Origin of the sequence: Dyella humi, assembly GCF_044904605.1 — a bacterium.
GTDB lineage: Bacteria > Pseudomonadota > Gammaproteobacteria > Xanthomonadales > Rhodanobacteraceae > Dyella_B > Dyella_B humi.
Genome location: NZ_JADIKI010000022.1, coordinates 240,765 through 263,117 on the forward strand (window position 1 = coordinate 240,765; position 22,353 = coordinate 263,117).

The window sequence follows — 22,353 nt, forward strand, 5'->3', positions numbered from 1 at the left end:
GCGACGAGGCGAATATGAGTTCACGTGACGAGCATGCTGGGCTAATCCTGCTGGTGGAAGACAACCGTCAGATCGCGGAAATGGTGGGCGAATTTCTGGAGCGCCGTGGCTATTCCGTTGATTTTGCTCAAGATGGTGTGAGCGGCCTGCATTTGGCGGTATCCAACAGTTACGACGTGGTGGTGCTGGACCTGATGCTGCCGGGTATCGACGGCCTGGACGTCTGCCGCAAGCTGCGCGGCGACGCCAAGAAGTCCACCCCGGTGCTGATGTTGACGGCGCGCGACACCCTGGAGGACAAGCTGATTGGCCTGGAAGCCGGCGCCGACGACTACCTGGTGAAACCCTTTGAGGTGCGGGAGCTGGAAGCGCGCCTGCGCGCGCTGATCCGTCGCGACCGCCGCCAGGTATCCAGCGAGGTGCTGACCGTGGGCGACATGACCCTGGACACGGCCACCTTACGGCTCACCCGGTCCGGCCAAGAACTGACCGTTTCCCCAATCGGCCTGAAACTGCTGGCGATCCTGATGCGCGAATCGCCTCGAGTGGTCAGCCGGCGCGATATCGAGCGGGAAATCTGGGGCGATACGCTGCCTGATTCGGATACCTTGCGTTCGCACCTTTACAATCTGCGCCGGGTGATCGACAAACCGTTCGATCGGCCTTTGCTTCATACCATTCATTCGGCTGGCTATCGCTTGGCCGATCTGGAGGCAGAGACCACGCCCGCCAGCCATATTGCGTAACCGCCCGAAACCTACATGAACACAATGGGTGCTCCTGTGCCGCGCGACGTACGTGCGCGCGGCGGTTTTCAACGCCGCTTGCTGCTGATTTTCGGCATGCAACTCGTGGCGGTGGGCTTGGTGTGCCTGATGGGCTATTACAACGTGGCACCGGCCGCCGCCGTGATGCTGTTGATCGTGATCGTCAGCGCGCTCACCTGGCTGGCCACGGAGCGCACCTGGCGGCAGGTCAGCACGCTGGCCCAATGGGTAGGCAACTGGAAGGAAGGGCAGGCTGATCTGGACGCGCTGCAGCCGGATCGCCTGCGCCAGACCGACGGCGACATCGCCACGCTGGCGCGCGGCTTCCACAGCTTTGCCAGCCGCATCGCCGGCTACAACGAACGCGAACGCAACTTTACGCGCGACGCTAGCCATGAACTGCGCAGCCCGCTCACGGTGATCAAGATGTCCACCGACATGCTGTCGGACGAAGCGGGTCTGAGCGATTTCGGCAAGCGTTCCGTGCAGCGCATCCGTCGCGCCACACGCGAAATGGAGGCGCTGGTGGAAGCTTTGCTGATACTGGCGCGCGAAGCCGACAACGGCCAGGGCGAGCAGGAATTCGTGGTGAACGACGTGCTGCGCGACGAGTTGGCCAATGCGCGTGAAATGCTGCATGGCCATCCGATCGAACTGAAATTAGAGGAGCCAGCGGCCTTCGCGCTGCACGGCTCGCCGCGCGTGTTCGCCGTGTTGTGCTGGCAGCTGATTCGTCACGCCAGTCAATACACCGGGCAGGGTATCGTGCAGGTAACGGTGCTGCCCGGCATGGTGAGCGTGAGCGCCGCTGCGGCCGATGATCACGAGGCGTCCGCGCCTGGGCAGCGGGGTTTCGAATACGCCATCGCGCAGCGCATCAGCGAGCGTTTTGCGTGGCCGCTGAGCTTGCACGTGCATGGCGGCAATCGGTACGTAGCGGAGATCCGATTTCCGCAGCCGCTGCCGGTTTCCGCTTAAGGCGAGACGTGAGGTAGGTTGGAGTTCGCGTACTGCTCACTCCAACCTACGTGTGCTACAGGAACGCATTACTGCAGTGATGCATGCACCTCAAAAGGGCAACCCGTCTTCGCCTTCACGTCCTCCACCGTCACACCTTGCTGCAGTTCGATCAGCGTCAGGCCCTTGCCTTTCGCCACCTCGAACACGCACAGGTCGGTGATGATCAGATCGACCACCTGCTGGCCAGTGAGCGGCAGATCGCACTGTGTCTTGATCTTCGGCGAACCGTCCTTCGCGGTGTGCTCCATCAGCACTACTACGCGCTTCACGCCGCTTACCAGGTCCATCGCGCCGCCGGGGCCTTTCACCATCTTTCCTGGCACCATCCAGTTCGCCAGATCGCCGGTGCAGGACACCTCCAGGCCGCCGAGAATCGAGAGATCAATGTGCCCGCCGCGAATCATCGCAAACGATTCGGCGCTGGAGAAATAACTCGAACCTGCCAGGGCGGTGATGGTCTGCTTGCCGGCGTTGATCAGGTCCGCGTCGACGTGCGCGTCATCCGGGAACGGGCCGATGCCGAGTAGGCCGTTTTCCGACTGTAGCGTCACATCCATACCGGGCGGGATGAAGTTGGCCACCAAAGTGGGAATACCGATGCCGAGATTGACGTAAAAGCCATCGCGCAGTTCCTTCGCCGCGCGCTGCGCCATCGCCATGCGGATCGGGCTTTCCTTGCCGGTGTTGGCACCGGCAACGGTGCGGAATTCGATGCGCTTTTCGTATTTCTCGCCCTGGATGATGCGGTCAACGTAAATGCCCGGCACGTGGACCTGATCCGGATCCAGCTCGCCCACTTCCACTAGTTCTTCCACTTCGGCCACGCACACCTTGCCGCAGGTGGCGATCATCGGATTGAAGTTGCGCGCCGTCTTGCGAAACAGCAGGTTGCCGAGCTTGTCGCCCTTCCATGCCTTCACGATCGAAACGTCGGCGTGGATGGCTTCTTCCAGCACGTATTCCTTGTCACCGAAGTGCTTGGTTTCCTTGCCCTCGGCCAGCTTGGTGCCGAACGCCGTACGCGTATAGAACCCCGGAATGCCCGCGCCCCCCGCGCGCAGCTTTTCCGCCAACGTGCCTTGCGGCACCAGGTGCAATTCCAGTTCGCCGGCCAGCACTTGCCGCTCGAATTCCTTGTTCTCGCCCACGTAAGACGCATACACGCGTTTGACCTGGCGCGTCTTCAGCAGCGGGCCCATGCCGAAATCGTCCACACCGGCGTTATTGCCGACGATGGTCAAGCCCTTGGTGCCGGCGGCGAGCAGGGCGCCGATCAAGTTTTCGGGAATGCCGCAAAGACCAAAGCCGCCTGCAGCAATGGTCATGCCATCAAACAGCAGACCGTCAAGAGCCTTGGTTGCGCTTGCATAAACCTTTTCCATGAGGGATGCCTTTGTTGCGGGGGGAATTAGCTGCGTAGGATACGACGGATCGGCGACGGGACACGCTGTACAAAGGTCGAAGGAGAGCATTTGTCAGCCCGATGTCATCGACTTGCCATACGGCTGAGCACGTCGGGGCGGGTAGCTATACTCGTCCCGTCGTACGCAAGAGGTGCCTCGTGAAGCTGTCCTGCTTGTTTGTTGCGATCGCTGCCCTGGGGGCCGCCGCCATGACTCACGCCGTCGCACCGGCACTTGTCATCCACGGCGGCGCGGGCGTGATCAAGCGCGACATGAGCCCGGCCAAGGAAAAGGCGGTGCGTGCGGCGATGACCAAAGCGCTGCAAGACGGTTACGCCCAGCTCAAGGCCGGCAAGTCGGCGATCGATGCGGTGACGACGGCGATCACCGTGCTGGAGGACGATCCCAACTTCAATGCCGGCAAGGGTTCGGTCTTCACGCACGACGGCAAGAACGAGATGGATGCGGCGGTGATGGATGGCGAAAGCCTGCGCGCGGGCTCGGTGGCGGGCGTGCATCGGGTGAAGAATCCGATCTTGCTGGCGCGCGCGGTGATGGAGCATTCGCCGCATGTGATGCTGGTGGGCGAAGGTGCGGAAGCGTTCGCGAAGGACCAGGGCGTCGCGCTGGTCGATCCTTCCTACTTTCGCACCGAAGAACGCTGGCAGCAGTTGCAGAAGGCGCTGAAGGAAGACAACGACAAGAAGCCACACAGTGATCCTGAGCATGCCGCATTGGAGAGCGCCAAGCATTTCGGCACGGTCGGCGCGGTGGCGCTAGACGGCCAAGGGCATCTTGCCGCAGGCACTTCCACCGGCGGCATGACCGACAAGCGCTGGGGTCGCGTAGGGGATTCACCGATCATCGGCGCCGGCACTTACGCGAATGCGCAATGCGCTGTGTCGGGTACCGGCTGGGGCGAGTTCTACATCCGCGCCGTGGCTGCGCATGAGATCTGCATGAAAGTGTCGATGCTGGGAGAGCCCATTGAACGCGCTGCGGCCGAGGTGATCAATCAGGAGATCCCTTCGATGGGCGGCAACGGCGGCGCCATCGCGCTGGATGCGAACGGCAACATCGCCATGCCATTCAACACCGACGGCATGTACCGAGGCTGGATCGGTGCAGATGGCGTGCCGCACGTCGCGATCTATGACGATGAGCCGGATCCGTCTAATCATCCACCTGCGCCGGCCTCATCGACGAATTGATCGGACGCCAAGCGGCATCGCGTAACGACGGGCCTCGCCGAAAGTGTTGCCCATCCTCTTGATGTGCAATGCTCACGCCCTTTCGGAAACGGTGCGAGCAACGTGGTGCGCAGAGCAGGACAGATATCCCGCATTTTTGATTCGTGGCTGCTGCCTGTTTTGATCGGCGCACTGGCCTGCCTGCTGATCACGGGCGGTGCCATGCTCTGGCCTGGGAACGTCCATTGGCTGACGCAGGGTGATCTGGCGCAAAGCTATCTTGGCTGGGCGTTTTATCGCTACGCCGCATGGAGCTGGCCGCCGGGCGTCAATCCGCTTTACGGCGCCGGGCTGCATACCTCGATCTATTACTCCGACTCCATTCCGCTGCTAGCGATGCTGTTAAAGCCGTTGGCGGCGTGGCTGCCGGAGCCTTTCCAATATTTTGGCCTTTGGGTGCTGGCCTGCTTCGTTCTGCAAGCCTGGTTTGCGTGGCGCCTGCTGGGGCTGGTGACACCGAATGCGATCGTGAAAGCCCTGGGCGTGTTGTTCTTCGTGTTCGCGGCGCCGATGGTGTTGCGGCTGGGGGGACATATGGCCCTGGTCGGTCACTGGATCGTGCTCGCTGCGATCTATCTGTGCCTTCGTCAGGATCGCAAGCATCAAACCTTGTGGTGGGCATTGCTGCTGGCGATGGCGATGATGATTCACGCTTATCTGTTCGCCATCGCCGGAGCAATCTGGCTGGCGGACATGGCGCAGCGTTACCGAATGACTGCACAGCACTCGCCCGGTACGTCCACGTCACGGTGGAAAACACTGTTGCCTGGAATAGTGTTGATCGGCGCGGTCGTCGCGTTTGCAGCGTGGGTCGCTGGACTGTTTGTGGTGTCCGGACAGGGCACGCAGGCCGAAGGTTTCGGCTATTACAAGATGAATGTACTGGCGCCTATCAACGGCATTGGCTGGTCGCATCTTGGCTTGAATTTTCCGCAGGCGACAGGTGAATACGAAGGGTTCAACTACTTCGGCGTGGGTGGTATCGCCTTGATACTTTCGGCTGTCGTGGTGGCGGTGCTACGCCGACGCGCTTCTAACGACCGGCGCATTCCGGGGCCCTTGCTGATCATGGCGGCGTTGCTGGCGATTGCTGCTATCACGTGCAACATTGGCATCGGCACCACGCAATGGCCTATGCCTTTGCCAGATAAATGGCGGGTTGCGCTCTCCCATATTCCTCTTCAATCAACGGGGCGCTTGTTCTGGGCCACCTATTACGTTGCGCTGCTTGCGGCTTTGTACGTTCTGCTGCAACGCTGCTCTGTGCGCTGGCAAGTCGTCGTGCTGTCTGGTGCAGTGGCGCTGCAGTGCGTAGATCTTGCTCCGGGTTTTGCGAATCTCCACACGACGTTGTCGGCACGTGCGCATGATGGCGCGATACCAGGGTTGCGCGGCGACTTCTGGGATACGGCAGGTCGCCGCTACACTTTGTTGCGCGTGCTGCCGCTTTCGAAACCTGCAGATTGGGAGCAGCTGGCGTTCTACGCGAACAGCCATCACATGGGCATCGATGGCGTGCAACTGGCGCGCATCGATATGGACAGCTTCATGATGCTGTACAACGCCGGGCAGGAAGCTCTATTGAGCGATAAGCTCGATCCACGCACGCTGTACTTGTTAGACGATCACGACGTGGCAGTGGCACGTACTGCCATTCCCGGCGCACATGCCGCCTTGTTCCGCTTGGATGACAAGAATGTGCTCGCACCGGGTTGGACCGCTCCGTTGCCTGCGTTGGCGACCGATCTGCGCCATGCGACACCGACATTGTCATTCGATCTTCCATTCAACAGCGATTTCTCCCAGCCCAGCGCCGGACGTCGATTGCTGGGCGAGGGATGGAATGCGACCGGTATCGGCTTGATGAGCCTTTCCGACACGGCCACGCTGTTCGTGCCGGGCGGCCAAGATGCGCAGAGATCGTTGAAAGTGGAAGTGAACCTCCATCGCGCCAATACTGGCAAATCGATGGCGACGGAACTGGAGGCGTGGTTCGACGGAAAGCGCATCGGTCGTTGCTCGATGGCTGGGGATGGCTGCCGTATCTGGATGTTCGACGTACCAGGCACGCCGAATGCCGGGTCTTTCAGAAGATTAGAGCTGCGCCCGAGCGTTGCGGGGGCCAAGCTGCGCATTGCCCTGGATGCCATCCAAGTGCAATAGTGCAGCAGTGTTGCTTCAGCCGTCCGAATTAGGCCGCTCGCGCACCGGATGCTTGCTCAGCTTGCGCTGCAGTGTGCGGCGATGCATGCCGAGGCGGCGCGCGGTCTCGGAGATGTTGCCGTCGCATTCGGTGAGCACACGCTGGATGTGTTCCCATTCCAGTCGGCGTAGGGCGAGCGGCGCTTCGGGAGCATCGATCACCTCGTCTTCGCTTTGCTGCACCGTGTCGCCTTCGAGCAGGGCGCGTACTACGGCATCGGCGTCGACCGGCTTGGCGAGATAATCGTGTGCACCGCGCTTGATGGCTTCCACGGCGGTGGCGATGGAGGCGTAGCCGGTCAGCAGCAGGATGCGCATGTCGGGCACGAGTTCGCGCAGCTCGGGAATCAGGCGTAGGCCGTTTTCCTCGCCCAGTTTCAGGTCGAGCACGCAATGACGCGGCTGATGGCGGTGCGATAGGGCACGTGCTTCGTCGGCGTTGCCGGCACAGATCACCTCGAAACCGCGGGATATCAACGCTCGGCTGAGCACGCGTACGAAAGTGGCATCGTCATCGACGATAAGCAGCGGACGGGTACCGCTGGTGGGGTTTTGCTGATTCATGAATTGCTTCTGGTCATCACTGCCCGTCTATTCTGCCGGATACGAGACCCCGCGTGTTCACATAAGTTGGAACGGGGCTACCTTGGGTTTTCGGCGATGGTGGACAAAGGCAGTCGTAGGCACATTTCCGCGCCGCTGTCGGTATTCGTGGTGATCAGTTCGCCGGCCAGCCGTTCGGCGGTGGCTTCGGCGAGCGCCAGGCCGATACCTAGGCCGCTCTGCTTGCCGCTGTTGCCGATCGCCGCGGTGGTGCCGGCGGCGGTGAAGCCCGGGCCGCGATCGCGCACGATCCATTCCAGCCATTGCTCGTTGCGGCGTACTTCCAGTACCACGTTGTGGGAATCGCATAGCACCGAGGCATCGACCGCGTTGTTCAGCAGATTGAGCAAGGCGTGGCGCAGTCCTGGCGGCGTGCGCAGCACGAGCGGTTCGAGCTGCGGCGCCACCTTGAGTTCCAGTTCCGCTTCCGGCCGCAGGAGCTGAAAGCGCTCGACACAGCCGTGGATGAAAACACGCAGCTTCACCCGCTCTGGTTCCTGCGACAACTGTGCTTTGCCGAACGCGACCATCTCACGAAGGATGGTACGGCAGCGTTCCACCTGGCCTTCGAGCAATTCCAGATCCTCGTCCAGCGCCGCATCCGAGGCGTGCTCGCGGCGCAGTTCCGGTAGCAGCGTGCGCATGGTTGAGAGTGGCGTATTGAGTTCGTGCGCCGCACCGGCTGCCTGCGTGGCAATGGCCATGATGCCTTCGTCGCGCAGGGCGCGCTCGCGCACGCGTTGCACTTCCTGCTGTTGCACGCGCACTGCGGTCGCCAGCCGGTTGATGAAGAAACCGAGCAGCAGGGCGGTGACGACGAAGTTCACGCCCATGCCGGCTACATGGAGCGAGAAGCCATGGTCGATGCTCATCAGCTCGTTCATCGGCAGCGGCACGTACCAGCACAGCAATACGGAGTACGCCGCGGCGGCAATGGCGGCAATGGCAAGCACGGCGCGCACCGACAAGGCCGCCGCGCCGAGCGCAATGGGCACCAGCAACAACGTGACGAAGGGATTTCTGGCGCCGCCGGTGAAGTACAGCAGGTAGCTCAGCACCAGGGTGTCCGCGACGATATGACACACCGTCTCCCATTCGCGCACCGGCCATGGCTGGCTGATTCGCCACGCGGCGAACACCGCGAACACCGCCAGCATGTCGATGCCCAACAGCAGCGACAGCGTGGGTATGTCGATGTGCATCCACCAGGAGCAGACCATCACCGCCATGCTCTGGCCGGCGATGGCGCACAAGCGCAGCCACGCGAGCGTGCGCGTGAGCGCGAAGGGTCCGATGGGTTGCTTTAGCTGATACGGCGCCATAACTGCCGAAGTGATTGCGATCCGCCGCATATTACGGCGGATCGCGGGCAAGTCACGGAGTATTGAATTCCTCGCTGCGCACGGCCGGCAGCGGCTCATAGCTGGCGGCGGCATCCGAATGGGTGGCCGAAAGCTTGTTCATCAGAGGCAGCATGAGGAGGGCGACGACGGTGCAGCCGATGCCCACGAAGCCGAGGATGTTGAACAGATGCGTGTAGATGGCCAGCGATTGCACCGCATCGGTGATGTCGTCCGGGATATGCGCGATATTGGCCACCACGCTGCCGAGATACTGAGAGATGCCGACAGCCACGTAATACGCGCCCATCATGAATCCGCCCATGCGTTCGGGCACGTAGCGCGCAATCATCGCCAGGCCCAGGCCGCTGACCAGCAGCTCGCCTAACGAGTACAGGCCATAACCCCAGACCATGATCCACGAAGAAACCTGTCCGTTCACCGCCCAGTTCGCGCCGACGCCGTAGATGAAAAAGCCCAATGCCACCGCGGCGAAACCCCAGGCGAACTTGGCCGCCACCGACGGATCCTTACCGAGCTTGCCGAGCGAGTTGTAGATGAAAACCAGCACCGGGCTCAGCAGCACGATCCAGATGGCATTCAAGTTCTGATACTGCTCGGGAATCCAGTTGAATAGGTGGATGCCGAAGACATGGAACGACAGATCGACGTTACGCTGCGCGAACAAGTTCAACGACGTTGCCATCTGCGCGTAGAAGATGAAGAAGAAGATCGTCTGCACCGTCAGCACCAACGCGGCGATGAGTCCGGCGCGTTCGCTCTGACGGCTGCTGCGGATCAGATGCACGAAGATGCCGAGAATGACGATGCCCGCGCCATACACACACCATTTGGCCACGGTCTGGCTTTGCAGGATGAAGGCGGCGACGAACACGGTTCCCAGCGCAACCAGCAGCACCGCAGCGAGGCGCTTGAATTCGAGCGGGCGCTCGTCGCTAGGCGAGCCGATGTGCGATAGCGTGCGCTTCATCAGCGTGTAGTTGATCAGGCCCAGAACCAAGCCAATGGAGCAGACACCGAACGCCGTATGCCAACCGAGGTCGTCGCCGTAGCGCGTGCCGATGTAGTCGCGAATCCACGGCGTAGCTGTCATCGAGAACATCGAGCCGATGTTCACCGCCATGTAGTAAATGGTGAAGGCGCTATCGATGCGTGTGTCATCGCCTTCGTAGATCTTGCGTACCAGGTTGCCGGCGTTGGGCTTGAAGAAGCCGTTGCCGACCACGATCACGCCGAGCGACAGGTACGTTACGTAGGCGTTGTCCGTGGGTATCCAGAGCATGGCGTAGCCGAGTGCCAGAATGACTGCGCCCATCAACATGGTGCGTCGCGTGCCCAGCAACTTGTCGCCGACCCAGCCGCCGATCGCCGGTGTGGCGTAAATCAACGCCGCCGCCGCGCCCCACACCAGGTTGGCCTTGGTATCGATGAAGCCCAGTTTCTTCATCATGAAGGTGACCATCAGCACCTGCATGCCGTAGAAGCCGAAGCGCTCCCACATTTCGATCAAAAAGACCGTGGTGAAAGAGCGGGTCTGTGAAACAGGGTGGGTCTGAATGGTCATGGATGCTTCCGTATTACGTGTACTGCAAAGTCGAAATCGACCTGTTTTCATGGGCCTTTAGCGAGGCACATCCGGCGAAGCGTACCCCATCCGCCGCTAGACGAAAGTTGCATTGCGGCAAGCAAAATCCTGCGGGAAGCCGGTGCCTTGGCCTGCTTATGGCATCATGGCGCGCCTGTTGCCGCCATTTGGGAGCGCTTTACGCCATGCAGAAAAGTGCCGTAATACCCTTAAGGGCCAGCCTTTTCCGCCATGCCCGGTAACGGATTTCGCGGTGACCCCCGCCAGTTGTGGCGCGCGTTCCGGTGGTCGATGAGTGGCCTGCGTGCGGGCTGGCGGCATGAGGCGTCGTTTCGGCTGGAGGCGATGCTTACCGTCATCCTTGTCCCCGTCGGTCTGTGGGTGGGGAATGGGGCGCTGGAGAAGATTGCCCTGGTTTTTCCGGTCATCCTGGTGCTCTCGGTGGAGCTGCTCAATTCCGCCATCGAGGCGGTGGTGGACAAGGTCAGCCCCGAATTCCACGAGCTGGCCGGACGGGCCAAAGACATGGGCTCGGCGGCAGTCTTTCTGCTGCTGGTGCTGGTGGTGTTGTGCTGGGGGTTGATTCTGGGGCCGCGCTGGTTTTGATTTGCCCGCAGTGCGGTGTGGCAATTGCATCCATGTAGGCCTGATGCTGCAATGAACGCCTACTGGGAAAGGAGCCTTCCGATGAAAAGCCTACGCGTTCTCGCGCTATTGCTACTGGTGTCCATACTTTCGGGTTGCGGCTACAACAGCATCCAGAAACAGGACGAAGTGGTGAAGGCGCAATGGTCCGAGGTGCTTAATCAATACCAGCGCCGCGCCGATCTGGTGCCTAACCTGGTGAACACCGTGAAGGGCTACGCTGCGCATGAGGAAAAGGTCTTTACCGAAGTGACCGAAGCGCGTTCGCGCGTGGGCAGCATCCAGGTAACCCCCGAACTGGCGAACGATCCTGACGCCCTGGCCAAATTCCAGGCCGCGCAAGGCCAGCTTACCGGTGCACTGTCGCGCCTGATGGCTGTCAGCGAACGCTATCCCGATCTGAAGGCGAACGGCGTATTCCAGAATCTGCAGGCGCAGTTGGAAGGTACCGAGAACCGCATTGCCGTGGCGCGCAACCGCTACATCCAGGCAGTGCAGCAATACAACTCGCTGATCCGTACTTTCCCGAACAATCTCACCGCCAAGATGTTCAGCTATCAGGTGAAGCCGAATTTCTCGGTGGAGAACGAGAAGGCGATTTCGACCGCGCCGACGGTGGATTTCGGTACCGGCACGCCGGCTGCTCCAGCTCCCGCCGCGTCGGCACATTGACATGACGCGGCGCTGGGTGCGCCTTTGGATGATCCTGGCGATAGCCTTGCTGTCGCCGTGGACCCTTTCGCATGCCGACGACCAACCCGCGGTTCCCAAACTGACACGCCACGTCACCGACCTCACCGGGACGCTGACGGCGCAGCAGATCGATCAACTCGACGCGCAACTGGTCAGCCTGGAGAAGCAGAAGGGCGCGCAGCTGACCGTGCTGATGATCAGCAGTACGCAGCCCGATGACCTCGACGATTATTCGTTACGTGTCTCCGAAGCGAACAAGATCGGTCGCAAAGGCGTGGACGATGGCGTGCTGCTGTTCATCGCCAAGAACGACCGCCAGGTGCGCATCGAAGTGGGTTACGGGCTGGAAGGCGCGATTCCCGATGCCGCAGCCGCGCGCATCATCCGCGAATACATCGCGCCGAAATTCCGCAGCAATGATTACTTTGGTGGCATCAGCGACGCGGTTGGTGCGTTGACCCAATTGATCGACGGCGAACCGCTGCCGCCGCCAGTGCGCGGCAACGAAGTGGCACGCAGGCCGGATCTGCAGGGCGTGTTCTTCCTTGCGCTGTTCGCGCTGATCGTGATGCGCGGCATCTTCGGGCGCGCGCCTGTGCTGGTGCGCGCGCCGCTGGGTGGCTTGGCGGTCGGCGCCTTGCTGTGGATGCTGGCGTCGATCGGCGTCGGCATTTTCGGCGGCATCCTGGGCGGCTTGTTCATGCTGTTGCCGGCCGGCGCAGGCCGATCCATCGGCGGCGGTGGCTGGGGTGGTTTCGGCGGCTGGGGCGGCGGCGGTTTTGGCGGTGGTGGTGGCTTCGGCGGCGGAGGCGGCGGCTTCAGTGGTGGGGGCGGCAGTTTCGGTGGCGGTGGCGCCTCGGGGAGTTGGTGACATGCCTACACGCCGTCAACGACTCATCGCAAATCTGTTCGAGGGCTGGTTTCAGCTCCATAGGCGCTTTCCGCCCGAGCTGCTGGACGACATGACCGTCGCCATCGCGGACGGTGAGCACACGCACCTGGGCGAAGTGCGCTTTGCGATCGAATCGCGCCTTCCCCTGCATGCGGTGTGGCAAGGCCTGGATGCTTACACGCGCGCACGACAGGTGTTTGGCCAACTCGACGTGTGGGATACGGAACACAATTGCGGCGTGCTGATCTATGTGCTGATGTCCGAACATCGCATCGAGATCGTTGCGGATCGTGGCATTGCGCGCCGTGTGAAGCCCGAGGAATGGACCGCGATCTGTGATGGCATGCGGGAGAATTTTGCGGCCGGGCAATGGCGCGCGGGCGCCTTACATGGCATCACACAAGTGCATGCCTTGTTGGAGAAGCATTTTCCGAGTCATGGCAAGTCGCGGCCGGATGAGTTGCCGGATCGGCCGGTGTTGCTTTAAGGAACAGTCCGAGGCTGCGGGCGCAGGTTGGCGATCAATCCGTGGACGCACATGGCGAAGCGTCACCGTTTGTTCCTTGCGCACCCTTCACACGTCCAACGCGGGAAACGATCACCCGCAATACATGCTGCGGATCATTTTTCATGCAGAAGGACAATGTCTGGAAGGTATTCACCGAACTCCCATCCGGACCAAACCACACGTATTTCTGCTTGCTATTGCTGGTAATGACCAGCGTATCGCGGTGCTTTTGGCCTACGTAGCGCGGTGATCCGAGTAACTGACTGGCGTTATCAGGATCGGATTTTCCCACCAGCCAACCCTGGCTCCACGAATCGTCGCCGCTGCAACTGCGCGCATCGCGGCTAGGGCAGAAGATGACGCGTACCTGCTCGTTCACGGCGAGATTGCGTGCATGCTGCAACGCTGCGATGTAGTCGGACTGGGCGACGCGCAACTCGTGTCCTTCCAGCATCCGGTGAAAGGAGGGCACAGCGATCGCGGTAACCACAGCCAGCACCGCAAGCGTCATGAGCTGCTCGGCCAGCCCAAATCCTCTGTTTCCGCCCCGTCCCGGGCCGTTGGCATACCATGGTTCCATCCCATCGATGCTAAACCCCGATTTGTGCGAGCCAATCGCCGCAGGGGCGGGCCAGCGTCAGACCCTGCTGACAACTTGTGTCAGTACCAGCATTTAAAATCCGCCAAAACGCCCGCACGTTGAGCCCCTATGACCGATCGCGACCGCTTCGAACTCGTTTCCAGCTACCAGCCCGCCGGCGATCAGCCAGATGCGATCAAGCGCCTGGTCGAGGGCTTCGAATCCGGCCTCGCGGGGCAGACGCTGTTGGGCGTGACGGGTTCCGGCAAGACCTTCACCATCGCCAATGTGGTCGCGCAAGTGCAACGGCCCACCATCGTGCTGGCGCCGAACAAGACGCTGGCGGCGCAGCTCTACGGTGAGTTCAAGGAATTCTTCCCGCACAACGCGGTGGAGTATTTCGTCAGCTACTACGACTACTACCAGCCAGAAGCATACGTGGTGGCATCGGATACCTATATCGAGAAAGATGCCTCGATCAACGAACACATCGAGCAGATGCGCCTGGCAGCGACCAAGGCGCTGCTCTCGCGCAAGGACTCCCTGATCGTCGCCACCGTCTCCGCCATCTACGGCCTGGGCGATCCGGAAGATTATCTTTCGCTACGTCTGATCCTCGCACGCGGCGAGCGCATCGACCAACGCGCGCTGATCCGTCAACTCACCGAGCTGCAATACACCCGCAACGAAATGGAACTGCGCCGCGGTACTTATCGCGTGCGCGGCGAAGTCATCGATGTGTTTCCCGCCGAATCAGAAACCGAAGCGCTGCGCATCGAGCTGTTCGACGGCGAGGTGGAAAATCTTTCGCTGTTCGATCCGCTCACCGGCGAAACCATCCGTAAGGTACCGCGCTTTACCGTTTATCCGCGTACGCATTACGCCAGCACGCGAGAGAGTGTGCTGAACGCCATCGAGACGATCAAGGTCGAGCTGAAGGAGCGCCTGGACTTTCTGTACAAGGAAAACCGGTTGGTGGAGGCGCAGCGACTGGATCAGCGCACGCGCTTCGACATTGAGATGATGGCCGAAGTCGGCTATTGCCAAGGCATCGAAAACTACTCGCGTCACCTCACGCGCCGCGCGCCGGGCGAGCCGCCGCCGACCTTGTTCGATTACTTGCCGGCCGATGCGCTGCTGGTGGTCGACGAATCGCACGTCACCATGCCGCAGTTGGGCGCGATGTACAAAGGCGACCGCTCGCGCAAGGAAACGCTGGTGGAATTCGGCTTTCGTCTGCCCTCCGCGATGGACAATCGGCCGCTGCGTTTCGAGGAATTCGAGCGCCGTGCGCCGCGCACGATTTACGTATCTGCCACACCGCGCGCATATGAGCTGGAAAAGTCTGGCGATGCCGTGGTGGAGCTGGTGGTGCGCCCCACTGGCTTGGTCGATCCGGAAGTGGAGGTGCGGCCGGTACGCACTCAGGTGGACGATCTGCTCAGCGAAGCGAAGAAGCGCATCGCCATGGGCGACCGCGTGTTGGTCACCACGCTCACCAAGCGCATGGCGGAAAACCTCACCGAATACCTCAGCGAGCACGATGTAAAGGTGCGTTATCTGCATTCGGACATCGAAACCGTGGAGCGCGTGGAAATCATCCGCGACCTGCGCTTGGGCGAGTTCGACGTGCTGGTCGGCATCAACCTGTTGCGTGAGGGCTTGGATATGCCCGAAGTGTCGCTGGTGGCGATCCTCGACGCCGACAAGGAAGGCTTCCTGCGCTCCACCGGTTCGCTGATCCAGACCATGGGTCGCGCCGCACGCAACCTGCGCGGCAAAGCGATCCTCTACGCTGACGAAATCACCCGCTCCATGCAGGCGGCGATGGACGAAACTAACCGCCGCCGTGAGAAGCAGGTGGCCTGGAACCTGTTGCAGGGCATCACGCCGCAGTCGGTGGTGCGAAGCATCGCCGACATCATGGAAGGTGCGCGCAGCGAGGTGCCTGGCCGGGCGCGGAGCAAAGCCTCACGTGGCCGCGCCGCCGCTGTGGCCGAGCAGGCCGCCGAATACGCCAGCCTGGATGCCGAGCAGGCCGCCACGATGATCAAACGGCTGGAGGCTGACATGCGCAAGCACGCGGAAAACCTGGAATTCGAAGAGGCGGCCCGGCTGCGCGACCGCATTCACCAGCTGCGGGAGCTGGCTTTGCGCTGATCGGGTGCTTCGGGTAAACTGCGCGGCCTGCACACCCTGTCAGGGCGTGTCTGCGGGCGGTTAGCTCAGCGGTAGAGCACTTCCTTGACATGGAAGGGGTCACAAGTTCGATCCTTGTACCGCCCACCAATTCATATCCCTGCAATGGCGCGGACCTTCCGGTTCGCGCCATTGTTTTTTGCGGGGTACGTCACGGGCGTTGGCGCTCCCAGAGTCCTCAGTGCTCGCTTGCATCGACACAGACAATCAACGGTGAGATCGATCGTGATTGAGTGTTGCGCATTCGCGTCATAGCCAAAAAAGCTCACTTCACCGTGCACTTTTTTATGAGCAGCTACGCGTGTCCACGGCGGAATCGTTTGACATGTATTGAGATTCGGCTCAATCGACGTACCATGGCGCACGTCTTCGCCGCCGCGTGGAATCGCCATGACTTATCTGTGGATCAAGAGCCTGCACGTGTTGTTCGTGATCGCCTGGATGTCCGCGGTGTTCTACTTGCCACGCATCCTGGTGAATATCGCCGAATCAAGTGACGAGCCTGCCGTGAAGGCGCGCCTGTGCCTGATGGGACGTCGCCTGTATCGCTTCGGCCACAACTTGTTCGGTATCGCTTTTCTGTTCGGCTTGACGCTGTGGCAGGGCTGGCGTGTGTTTCCGCAAGCATTGCCGAACGTTGTCGGGCCCCTGCATTGGATTGACGCCAAGCTCACGCTGGTAGTTTTGCTGCTGGTCTATTTCATCTGGATAGGACGTTTGCTCAAGCGCACTGAGCAGGGTGGAGCGTTGCCTTCGGCGCGCACATTGCGATTGTTGAATGAGTTGCCGGTGCTGGTGTTGCTGGGCGTGGTGTTTCTGGTGATCGCCAAGCCGTTCTGACGTAAGGGGCAACCTTGCTTGTCAGTCCAGTGATAACTACGCTCACGCAATGTGGTGATAATCCCGATACCACGCCACAAACTTTGCCACGCCTTCCTCGATCGACGTATTCGGCGCATAACCCACATCACGCCGCAGTGCCGACACGTCCGCCCAGGTATCCGGCACATCGCCCGGTTGCATGGGTAACAGGCGCTTTTCCACCGTGCGGCCCAGGTTCTGCTCCATCAGTTCGATGAAATGCATGAGCTGCACCGGCTGATCATTGCCGATGTTGTAGACGCGATAAGGCGCACTTGAAGTGCCGGGATTGGGCTGGGTCGCGTCGTAATTGAGGTCGGGCTCGGCAACGTGATCCAACGTGCGGATCACCCCTTCGACGATGTCGTCGACATACGTGAAATCACGACTGTGCTGGCCGTGGTTGAACACGTCGATCGGCTCGCCGCGCACGATGCGTTCGGCGAACAGTATCGGCGACATATCAGGGCGCCCCCACGGTCCATACACCGTGAAAAAGCGCAGGCCGGTAGTGGGCAGGCCATACAGATGGCTATAGGTGTGCGCCATCAGCTCGTTGGCCTTCTTGGTGGCCGCGTACAAGCTCACCGGGTGATCGACGGCATCTTCCACCGCGAACGGCAGCTTGCGGTTTGCACCATAAACGGAACTGGAAGAGGCATAGACCAAGTGCTCCACCTTGTTGTGGCGGCAGGCTTCCAGGATGTTGATGAAGCCGACCAGATTGCTCTGCGCGTAGGTCTGCGGATTCTTCAGCGAATAGCGCACGCCGGCCTGCGCGGCGAGGTTCGCCACGCGCTGTGGTTGGAAGTCCCGGAAGGCCCGGTTCATCGCCTCGGCATCGGCCAGGTCGGCGCGTTGGTGCGTGTAGTTCGGGTGCTCGGCAAAGCGCGCCAGGCGGGCCTCTTTCAGCGTCGGATCGTAGTAATCGTTATGGTTGTCGATACCTTGGACCTGATCGCCCCGCGCCAGCAGACGTTCCGTAAGGGCGGCGCCGATAAAGCCGGCCGAGCCGGTGACGAGTACACGCATCGCGATGTCCTTGAGGTGAGGTGCGTATTGTATAGCTCGGTCGCCGTCGCTGAATTGACACGGCCGCTGCGCTAAATTAGCGTTCGCTTCTCAACTTTAGAGACAAGGTGGCCCGCGCCCAAGCGCCGGCCGAGTGTGCGACATGACAACTACGAGCCGCCAACGCTGATACCCGCCACGCCTGTCTTTTCATGCAAAAGGGCGCGTGTGGCGCCCTTTTTGTTTTCCGAGATACCCAACCCCATGATCGACATTACGCTCCCAGACGGCAGCAAGCGCCCCTTCGACCATCCCGTCACGGTACAGGACGTGGCCGCCTCCATCGGCGCCGGCCTGGCCAAGGCCACCCTGGCCGGCAAGGTGGACGGCAAGCTGGTGGACGCCAGCTTCGCCATCGACCACGACGCCAGCCTGGAAATCGTCACCGAGAAGAGCCCGGAAGCGCTGGAGATTTTGCGCCATTCCACCGCGCATCTGCTGGCGCAGGCTGTGCAACGCCTGTTTCCCGGCGCGCAGGTGACGATCGGCCCGGTGATCGACAACGGCTTCTTTTACGACTTCGCCTACGAGCGCCCCTTCACGCCCGACGATCTGGCCAAGATCGAAGCCGAGATGGAAAAGATCGTGAAGGAACAACTGCCGGTCACGCGCAGTGTGAAATCGCGTGATGACGCGATCACGTTCTTCCGCGGCATCGGCGAGGAGTACAAGGCCGAGATCATCGAGAGCATTCCTTCCAATGAGGAGCTTTCGCTCTATACGCAGGGCGAATTCACCGATCTGTGCCGCGGCCCACACGTGCCCAACACGGGCAAACTGCGTGCGTTCAAGCTGATGAAAGTCGCCGGCGCTTACTGGCGTGGCGATTCCAACAACGCGATGCTCACGCGCATCTACGGCACCGCGTGGTTGAGCGACAAAGACCTGAAGGCCCACCTGCATCAGCTGGAAGAGGCCGAGAAGCGCGACCATCGCAAGATCGGCAAGGCGTTAGACCTGTTCCATCAGCAGGAAGAAGCGCCTGGCATGGTGTTCTGGCATCCGAACGGCTGGGCGATCTGGCAGACCGTGGAGCAGTACGTGCGTGGTGTCTATCGCAGCAGCGGCTATCAGGAAGTGCGCGGCCCGCAGATCATGGACGTCAGCCTGTGGAAGAAATCCGGGCACTGGGACAACTATCAGGAAAACATGTTCTTCACGGAATCGGAGAAGCGCACGTATGCGCTGAAGCCGATGAACTGCCCCGGCCACGTGCAGATCTACAACACCAGCCTGCATAGCTACCGCGACCTGCCGATCCGCTACGGCGAATTCGGCGGCTGCCATCGCAACGAGCCGTCGGGTGCGCTGCACGGCATCATGCGTGTACGTGCCTTCACGCAGGACGATGGCCACATCTTCTGCACGGAAGAGCAGATCGAATCGGAAGTGACTGCGTTCCACCAGCAGGCCATGAAGGTGTACGCCGATTTCGGCTTCGACGATATCGCCTTAAAGATCGCCCTGCGCCCCGACAAGCGCATCGGCGGCGACGAAGTGTGGGATCGTGCCGAGCACGCCCTGCGCGCCGCGCTGCGTGCGGCCGGTGTACAGTGGGAGGAATTGCCGGGTGAGGGTGCCTTCTACGGACCTAAGATCGAGTACCACATGAAGGATTCGATCGGCCGGGCCTGGCAGGTCGGTACCATGCAGGTGGATTTCATGATGCCGGAGCGTCTTGGCGCCGAGTATGTCGACGAACATAGTCAACGCAAACATCCGGTTATGTTGCATCGAGCCATCGTGGGCTCGATGGAGCGCTTCATCGGCATCCTCATTGAACATCATGCCGGCAACTTACCGCCGTGGCTGGCGCCGGTGCAGGCGCAGGTGTTCAGCATCACCGATGCCCAGGCCGACTATGTTCGTCAGGTAACGCAAACCCTTGTCGACAAAGGCTTCCGCGTGCATGCCGATTTGCGCAACGAGAAGGTCGGCTATAAAATCCGTGAACATACGATACAGAAAGTGCCCTACCTGCTTGTGGTCGGCGATCGCGAAAAGGAATCGGGCGCTGTTTCCGTGCGTACACGTTCGGGCGAAGATCTAGGCAGCATGCCGCTCGCCAGCTTCATCGAACGTCTGGAGGCCGAGACGCGGCGTTAGTGCGCGTCCGGCCGAATTCAACATCTTCTGGAGGATAGTGGTATCGCCACCACAGAAACTAAGGGCAACCGTCGCAACCATGAGATCCGCGTACCCCGCGTGCGTGTGATCGGACCGGATTCCGAGCAGCTTGGCATCCTCACCCGCGACGAGGCGCTGCGTGCGGCCGAGGAAGCGGGGCTCGATCTGGTCGAGATTCAGCCGAACGGCGATCCGCCGGTCTGCCGCATCATGGACTACGGCAAGTTCAAGTTCGAAGCCCAGAAGAAGGCTCAGGCCGCCAAGAAGAAGCAAAAGCAAGTCGAGATCAAGGAAGTGAAGTTCCGTCCGGTTACGGACGTGGGCGACTACCAGATCAAGCTGCGCAACATGCTTCGCTTCCTTGAAGAAGGCGACAAGGTCAAGGTCACCATCCGCTTCCGCGGCCGCGAAATGTCCCATCAGGATCTGGGCCAGAACCTGGCCAGGAAGATTCAGGAAGACGTGGGCGAGAATGGCGTCGTCGAATCCTTCCCACGCCTGGAAGGGCGCCAGATGGTGATGATGATCGGGCCGAAGAAGAAATAAGCGGGCGGGATCTCCAGCCGTGCCGCAACTCCCTCTCCCTTCCGGGAGAGGGCAGGGTGAGGGGCCAAACGTGGCCCCACCCATCTAGTCAGCTGCTTTTGATGTACTCGCGCCTCCGGGCTCGCTTCGTAGCCTTTTCTGGCGGCGTGGCCCCGGCATTTATGGCGTTTTGGGCGAAGTGGTCCCTGGCATTGCCAAGCCTTCACCCGTATACTCCACCGTTCGACCCGCTAGGAAGGGTCGTGAACCGATCGTGGCAGGACGGAAAGCGTGGCCCAAGGCCGCCGCCAGATCAGTCAGAAACCGGGGCCGCTCCCAATCAAGAAAGAGCGCATCCCTATCAAGGAGCATTCCATGCCCAAGATCAAGACCAACCGCGCGGCGGCGAAGCGTTTTCGCAAGACCGCGTCCGGCAAGTTCAAGGCCGGCCATGCGTTCAAGTCGCACATTCTGACCAAGAAGTCGACCAAGCGTAAGCGCAACCTGCGCGCCACCAACCACGTCAAAGCATGCGACACCAAGGGTGTAGCACGCATGTTGCCGTATCTCTAAGGCGGAGGACTAAACCATGGCTCGTGTAAAGCGTGGCGTTACCGCCCGTCGTCGTCACAAGAAAATCATCGGCCGCGCGAAGGGCTACTACAACGCCCGTCGCAAGGTCTTCCGCGTTGCTAATCAGGCCGTCATCAAGGCCGGTCAGTACGCCTATATCGGCCGCAAGCAGAAGAAGCGCCAATTCCGCGCCCTGTGGATCGTGCGTATCAATGCGGCTGCCCGTCAGTTCGGCCTGTCCTACAGCCGCCTGATCAACGGTTTGGCCAAGGCCGGTATCACGGTCGACCGCAAGGTGCTGGCCGACATCGCCGTGCACGACATCAAGGCGTTTGGGGCCATCGCGGAAAAGGCGAAGGCCAGTCTGGCCGCTTGATCGTCGAACACTGACGAGTGATGTAAATCAAGCGGGGAGAAGGCCGAATGCCTTCTCCCCGTTTTTGTTTCTGCTGCTTCTCCCCTGGGGAGAGAAAGGCGAGACCACCGATGGAAGACTTGGATAGCCGTGCCACCCAGGCGCTGGCGGAAATCGACAAGACCGATACGCTCGACGCGCTCGACGCGCTGCGCGTTAGCTTGCTGGGCAAGAGTGGCATCGTCACCGCCGCGCTGAAGGCGCTCGGAACGCTGTCGTCGGAAGAGCGCAAGGCGCGCGGCGCCGAAGTGAACCGCCTGAAGGAGCGCCTCAACGACGCGCTCACCTCGCGCAAGCAAGCGCTGGAACAGGCCGAACTCGATCGTCGCCTCGCTTCCGAGAAGCTCGACATCAGCATGCCTGGCCGCGATGGCGAGCGTGGTGGCATCCATCCGATCACCCGCGCACTTGAGCGTATTGCCGCCATCTTCGCGCGCCTCGGCTATCAGCGTGCCGACGGTCCCGAGATCGAGGACGACTGGCACAACTTCGAAGCGCTGAACTTCCCGCCGCACCATCCCGCGCGCGCGATGCACGACACATTCTACTTCGGCGACGGCCGCCTGCTGCGCACGCATACCTCGCCGGTGCAAATCCGCTCGATGAAAGGCCGGCAGCCGCCGATCCGCGTGATCGCGCCCGGCAAGGTGTATCGCAGCGATTCGGATCAGACGCACTCGCCGATGTTCCATCAGATCGAAGGCCTGCTGGTGGACGAAACCTCCAGTTTCGCCGACCTGAAAGGCACGCTGGCTGAATTCATTCGTGCGTTCTTCGAGCGCGATTTCGAAATGCGTTTCCGTCCCAGCTACTTCCCCTTCACCGAACCCTCGGCCGAAGTGGACATTCGCTGGGATGCGGAAGACGGCAGCACGCGCTGGCTGGAGGTGCTTGGCTGCGGCATGGTGCATCCGAACGTGTTGAAGAACTGCGGTATCGATCCGGAACGCTACACCGGCTTTGCGTTCGGCCTGGGTGTGGAGCGCTTCGCCATGCTGCGTTATGGCGTTTCCGACTTGCGCGCGTTCTTCGAGAACGATCTGCGCTTCCTCAAGCAATTCGCGTAATCGAAG

General features: G+C 61.1%; 21 protein-coding genes and 1 tRNA gene. 16 read left to right on the forward strand and 6 right to left on the reverse strand.

All coding sequences use genetic code 11. The annotated features are described in order from the left end of the window. Positions 1-14 precede the first annotated feature (14 nt). Positions 15-746 (forward strand): response regulator transcription factor, encoded by a 732-nt coding sequence (locus ISP18_RS05940; RefSeq protein ID WP_380008018.1) that lies wholly within the window; start codon positions 15-17, stop codon positions 744-746. A 15-nt stretch (positions 747-761) separates the two neighbouring features. Next, complete coding sequence (locus tag ISP18_RS05945) at positions 762-1,745, forward strand: sensor histidine kinase (protein WP_380008021.1); 984 nt, start codon at positions 762-764, stop codon at positions 1,743-1,745. Between the two features lie 68 nt (positions 1,746-1,813). Here ISP18_RS05945 and ISP18_RS05950 read toward each other — a convergent pair whose 3' ends face one another. Further along, positions 1,814-3,169 (reverse strand): 3-oxoacid CoA-transferase, encoded by a 1,356-nt coding sequence (locus ISP18_RS05950; RefSeq protein ID WP_380008023.1) that lies wholly within the window; start codon positions 3,167-3,169, stop codon positions 1,814-1,816. A 230-nt stretch (positions 3,170-3,399) separates the two neighbouring features. Between ISP18_RS05950 and ISP18_RS05955 the strand changes: the two genes are divergently transcribed. Both ISP18_RS05955 and ISP18_RS05960 read left to right on the forward strand, forming a co-directional pair. Further along, the gene (locus tag ISP18_RS05955) at positions 3,400-4,401 is read left to right on the forward strand and encodes an isoaspartyl peptidase/L-asparaginase family protein (RefSeq protein ID WP_380008026.1); all 1,002 of its coding nucleotides are present in this window, start codon (positions 3,400-3,402) and stop codon (positions 4,399-4,401) included. Between the two features lie 102 nt (positions 4,402-4,503). Beyond that, the gene (locus tag ISP18_RS05960; RefSeq protein WP_380008029.1) at positions 4,504-6,603 is read left to right on the forward strand and encodes a DUF6311 domain-containing protein; all 2,100 of its coding nucleotides are present in this window, start codon (positions 4,504-4,506) and stop codon (positions 6,601-6,603) included. Between the two features lie 15 nt (positions 6,604-6,618). Here ISP18_RS05960 and ISP18_RS05965 read toward each other — a convergent pair whose 3' ends face one another. The 3 genes from ISP18_RS05965 to ISP18_RS05975 form a co-directional block, all read right to left on the reverse strand. Next, entirely contained in the window at positions 6,619-7,206 is a 588-nt protein-coding gene (locus ISP18_RS05965) for a response regulator transcription factor (RefSeq protein WP_380008032.1), read from the reverse strand. 77 nt (positions 7,207-7,283) lie between these two features. Continuing rightward, the gene (locus ISP18_RS05970) at positions 7,284-8,567 is read right to left on the reverse strand and encodes an ATP-binding protein (RefSeq protein ID WP_380008035.1); all 1,284 of its coding nucleotides are present in this window, start codon (positions 8,565-8,567) and stop codon (positions 7,284-7,286) included. Positions 8,568-8,619: 52 nt separating this feature from the next. After that, positions 8,620-10,170 carry a peptide MFS transporter gene (locus tag ISP18_RS05975; RefSeq protein WP_380008038.1) on the reverse strand — a complete coding sequence of 517 codons (1,551 nt, stop codon included), beginning with the start codon at positions 10,168-10,170 and terminating at the stop codon, positions 8,620-8,622. Positions 10,171-10,422: 252 nt separating this feature from the next. On the opposite strand from ISP18_RS05975, the gene ISP18_RS05980 reads away from it, so the two are divergent. The 4 genes from ISP18_RS05980 to ISP18_RS05995 all read left to right on the forward strand — a co-directional run bounded on the left by ISP18_RS05980 (position 10,423) and on the right by ISP18_RS05995 (position 12,908). Then, positions 10,423-10,797 carry a diacylglycerol kinase gene (locus ISP18_RS05980; protein WP_284333137.1) on the forward strand — a complete coding sequence of 125 codons (375 nt, stop codon included), beginning with the start codon at positions 10,423-10,425 and terminating at the stop codon, positions 10,795-10,797. A gap of 81 nt (positions 10,798-10,878) precedes the next feature. Beyond that, positions 10,879-11,508, forward strand: a complete 630-nt coding sequence (locus ISP18_RS05985) for a LemA family protein (RefSeq protein WP_380008041.1) — start codon at positions 10,879-10,881, stop codon at positions 11,506-11,508. Between the two features lies 1 nt (position 11,509). Further along, positions 11,510-12,400: a TPM domain-containing protein gene (locus ISP18_RS05990; RefSeq protein WP_380008044.1), complete on the forward strand. Its 891-nt coding sequence runs from the start codon at positions 11,510-11,512 to the stop codon at positions 12,398-12,400. 1 nt (position 12,401) lies between these two features. Beyond that, the gene (locus ISP18_RS05995; RefSeq protein WP_380008047.1) at positions 12,402-12,908 is read left to right on the forward strand and encodes a TPM domain-containing protein; all 507 of its coding nucleotides are present in this window, start codon (positions 12,402-12,404) and stop codon (positions 12,906-12,908) included. A 34-nt stretch (positions 12,909-12,942) separates the two neighbouring features. Here the strand turns inward: ISP18_RS05995 and ISP18_RS06000 are convergent, their stop codons facing one another. Beyond that, positions 12,943-13,440 carry a GspH/FimT family pseudopilin gene (locus ISP18_RS06000; protein WP_380008050.1) on the reverse strand — a complete coding sequence of 166 codons (498 nt, stop codon included), beginning with the start codon at positions 13,438-13,440 and terminating at the stop codon, positions 12,943-12,945. Between the two features lie 198 nt (positions 13,441-13,638). On the opposite strand from ISP18_RS06000, the gene uvrB reads away from it, so the two are divergent. The 3 genes from uvrB to ISP18_RS06015 all read left to right on the forward strand — a co-directional run bounded on the left by uvrB (position 13,639) and on the right by ISP18_RS06015 (position 16,548). After that, positions 13,639-15,669 carry an excinuclease ABC subunit UvrB gene (uvrB, locus tag ISP18_RS06005; protein WP_380008053.1) on the forward strand — a complete coding sequence of 677 codons (2,031 nt, stop codon included), beginning with the start codon at positions 13,639-13,641 and terminating at the stop codon, positions 15,667-15,669. Between the two features lie 54 nt (positions 15,670-15,723). Further along, a tRNA-Val gene (locus ISP18_RS06010) sits at positions 15,724-15,798 on the forward strand. Positions 15,799-16,098: 300 nt separating this feature from the next. Further along, a complete protein-coding gene (locus tag ISP18_RS06015) occupies positions 16,099-16,548 on the forward strand; it encodes a CopD family protein (RefSeq protein WP_380008056.1) in 450 nt (149 codons plus the stop codon). 42 nt (positions 16,549-16,590) lie between these two features. Here the strand turns inward: ISP18_RS06015 and ISP18_RS06020 are convergent, their stop codons facing one another. Beyond that, on the reverse strand, positions 16,591-17,601 hold the full coding sequence (locus tag ISP18_RS06020) for an NAD-dependent epimerase (RefSeq protein WP_380008059.1): 1,011 nt from the start codon (positions 17,599-17,601) through the stop codon (positions 16,591-16,593). Positions 17,602-17,844: 243 nt separating this feature from the next. On the opposite strand from ISP18_RS06020, the gene thrS reads away from it, so the two are divergent. From thrS to pheS, 5 genes are all read left to right on the forward strand, one after another. After that, positions 17,845-19,746, forward strand: a complete 1,902-nt coding sequence (gene thrS, locus ISP18_RS06025) for a threonine--tRNA ligase (protein ID WP_380008062.1) — start codon at positions 17,845-17,847, stop codon at positions 19,744-19,746. A gap of 42 nt (positions 19,747-19,788) precedes the next feature. Continuing rightward, a complete protein-coding gene (infC, locus tag ISP18_RS06030; protein WP_325365840.1) occupies positions 19,789-20,313 on the forward strand; it encodes a translation initiation factor IF-3 in 525 nt (174 codons plus the stop codon). 354 nt (positions 20,314-20,667) lie between these two features. Beyond that, positions 20,668-20,865 (forward strand): 50S ribosomal protein L35, encoded by a 198-nt coding sequence (rpmI, locus tag ISP18_RS06035; protein ID WP_019467379.1) that lies wholly within the window; start codon positions 20,668-20,670, stop codon positions 20,863-20,865. Between the two features lie 16 nt (positions 20,866-20,881). Next, positions 20,882-21,241, forward strand: a complete 360-nt coding sequence (rplT, locus tag ISP18_RS06040; protein WP_128898432.1) for a 50S ribosomal protein L20 — start codon at positions 20,882-20,884, stop codon at positions 21,239-21,241. Between the two features lie 110 nt (positions 21,242-21,351). After that, positions 21,352-22,347 (forward strand): phenylalanine--tRNA ligase subunit alpha, encoded by a 996-nt coding sequence (pheS, locus tag ISP18_RS06045; RefSeq protein ID WP_380008065.1) that lies wholly within the window; start codon positions 21,352-21,354, stop codon positions 22,345-22,347. Positions 22,348-22,353: the final 6 nt, after the last annotated feature.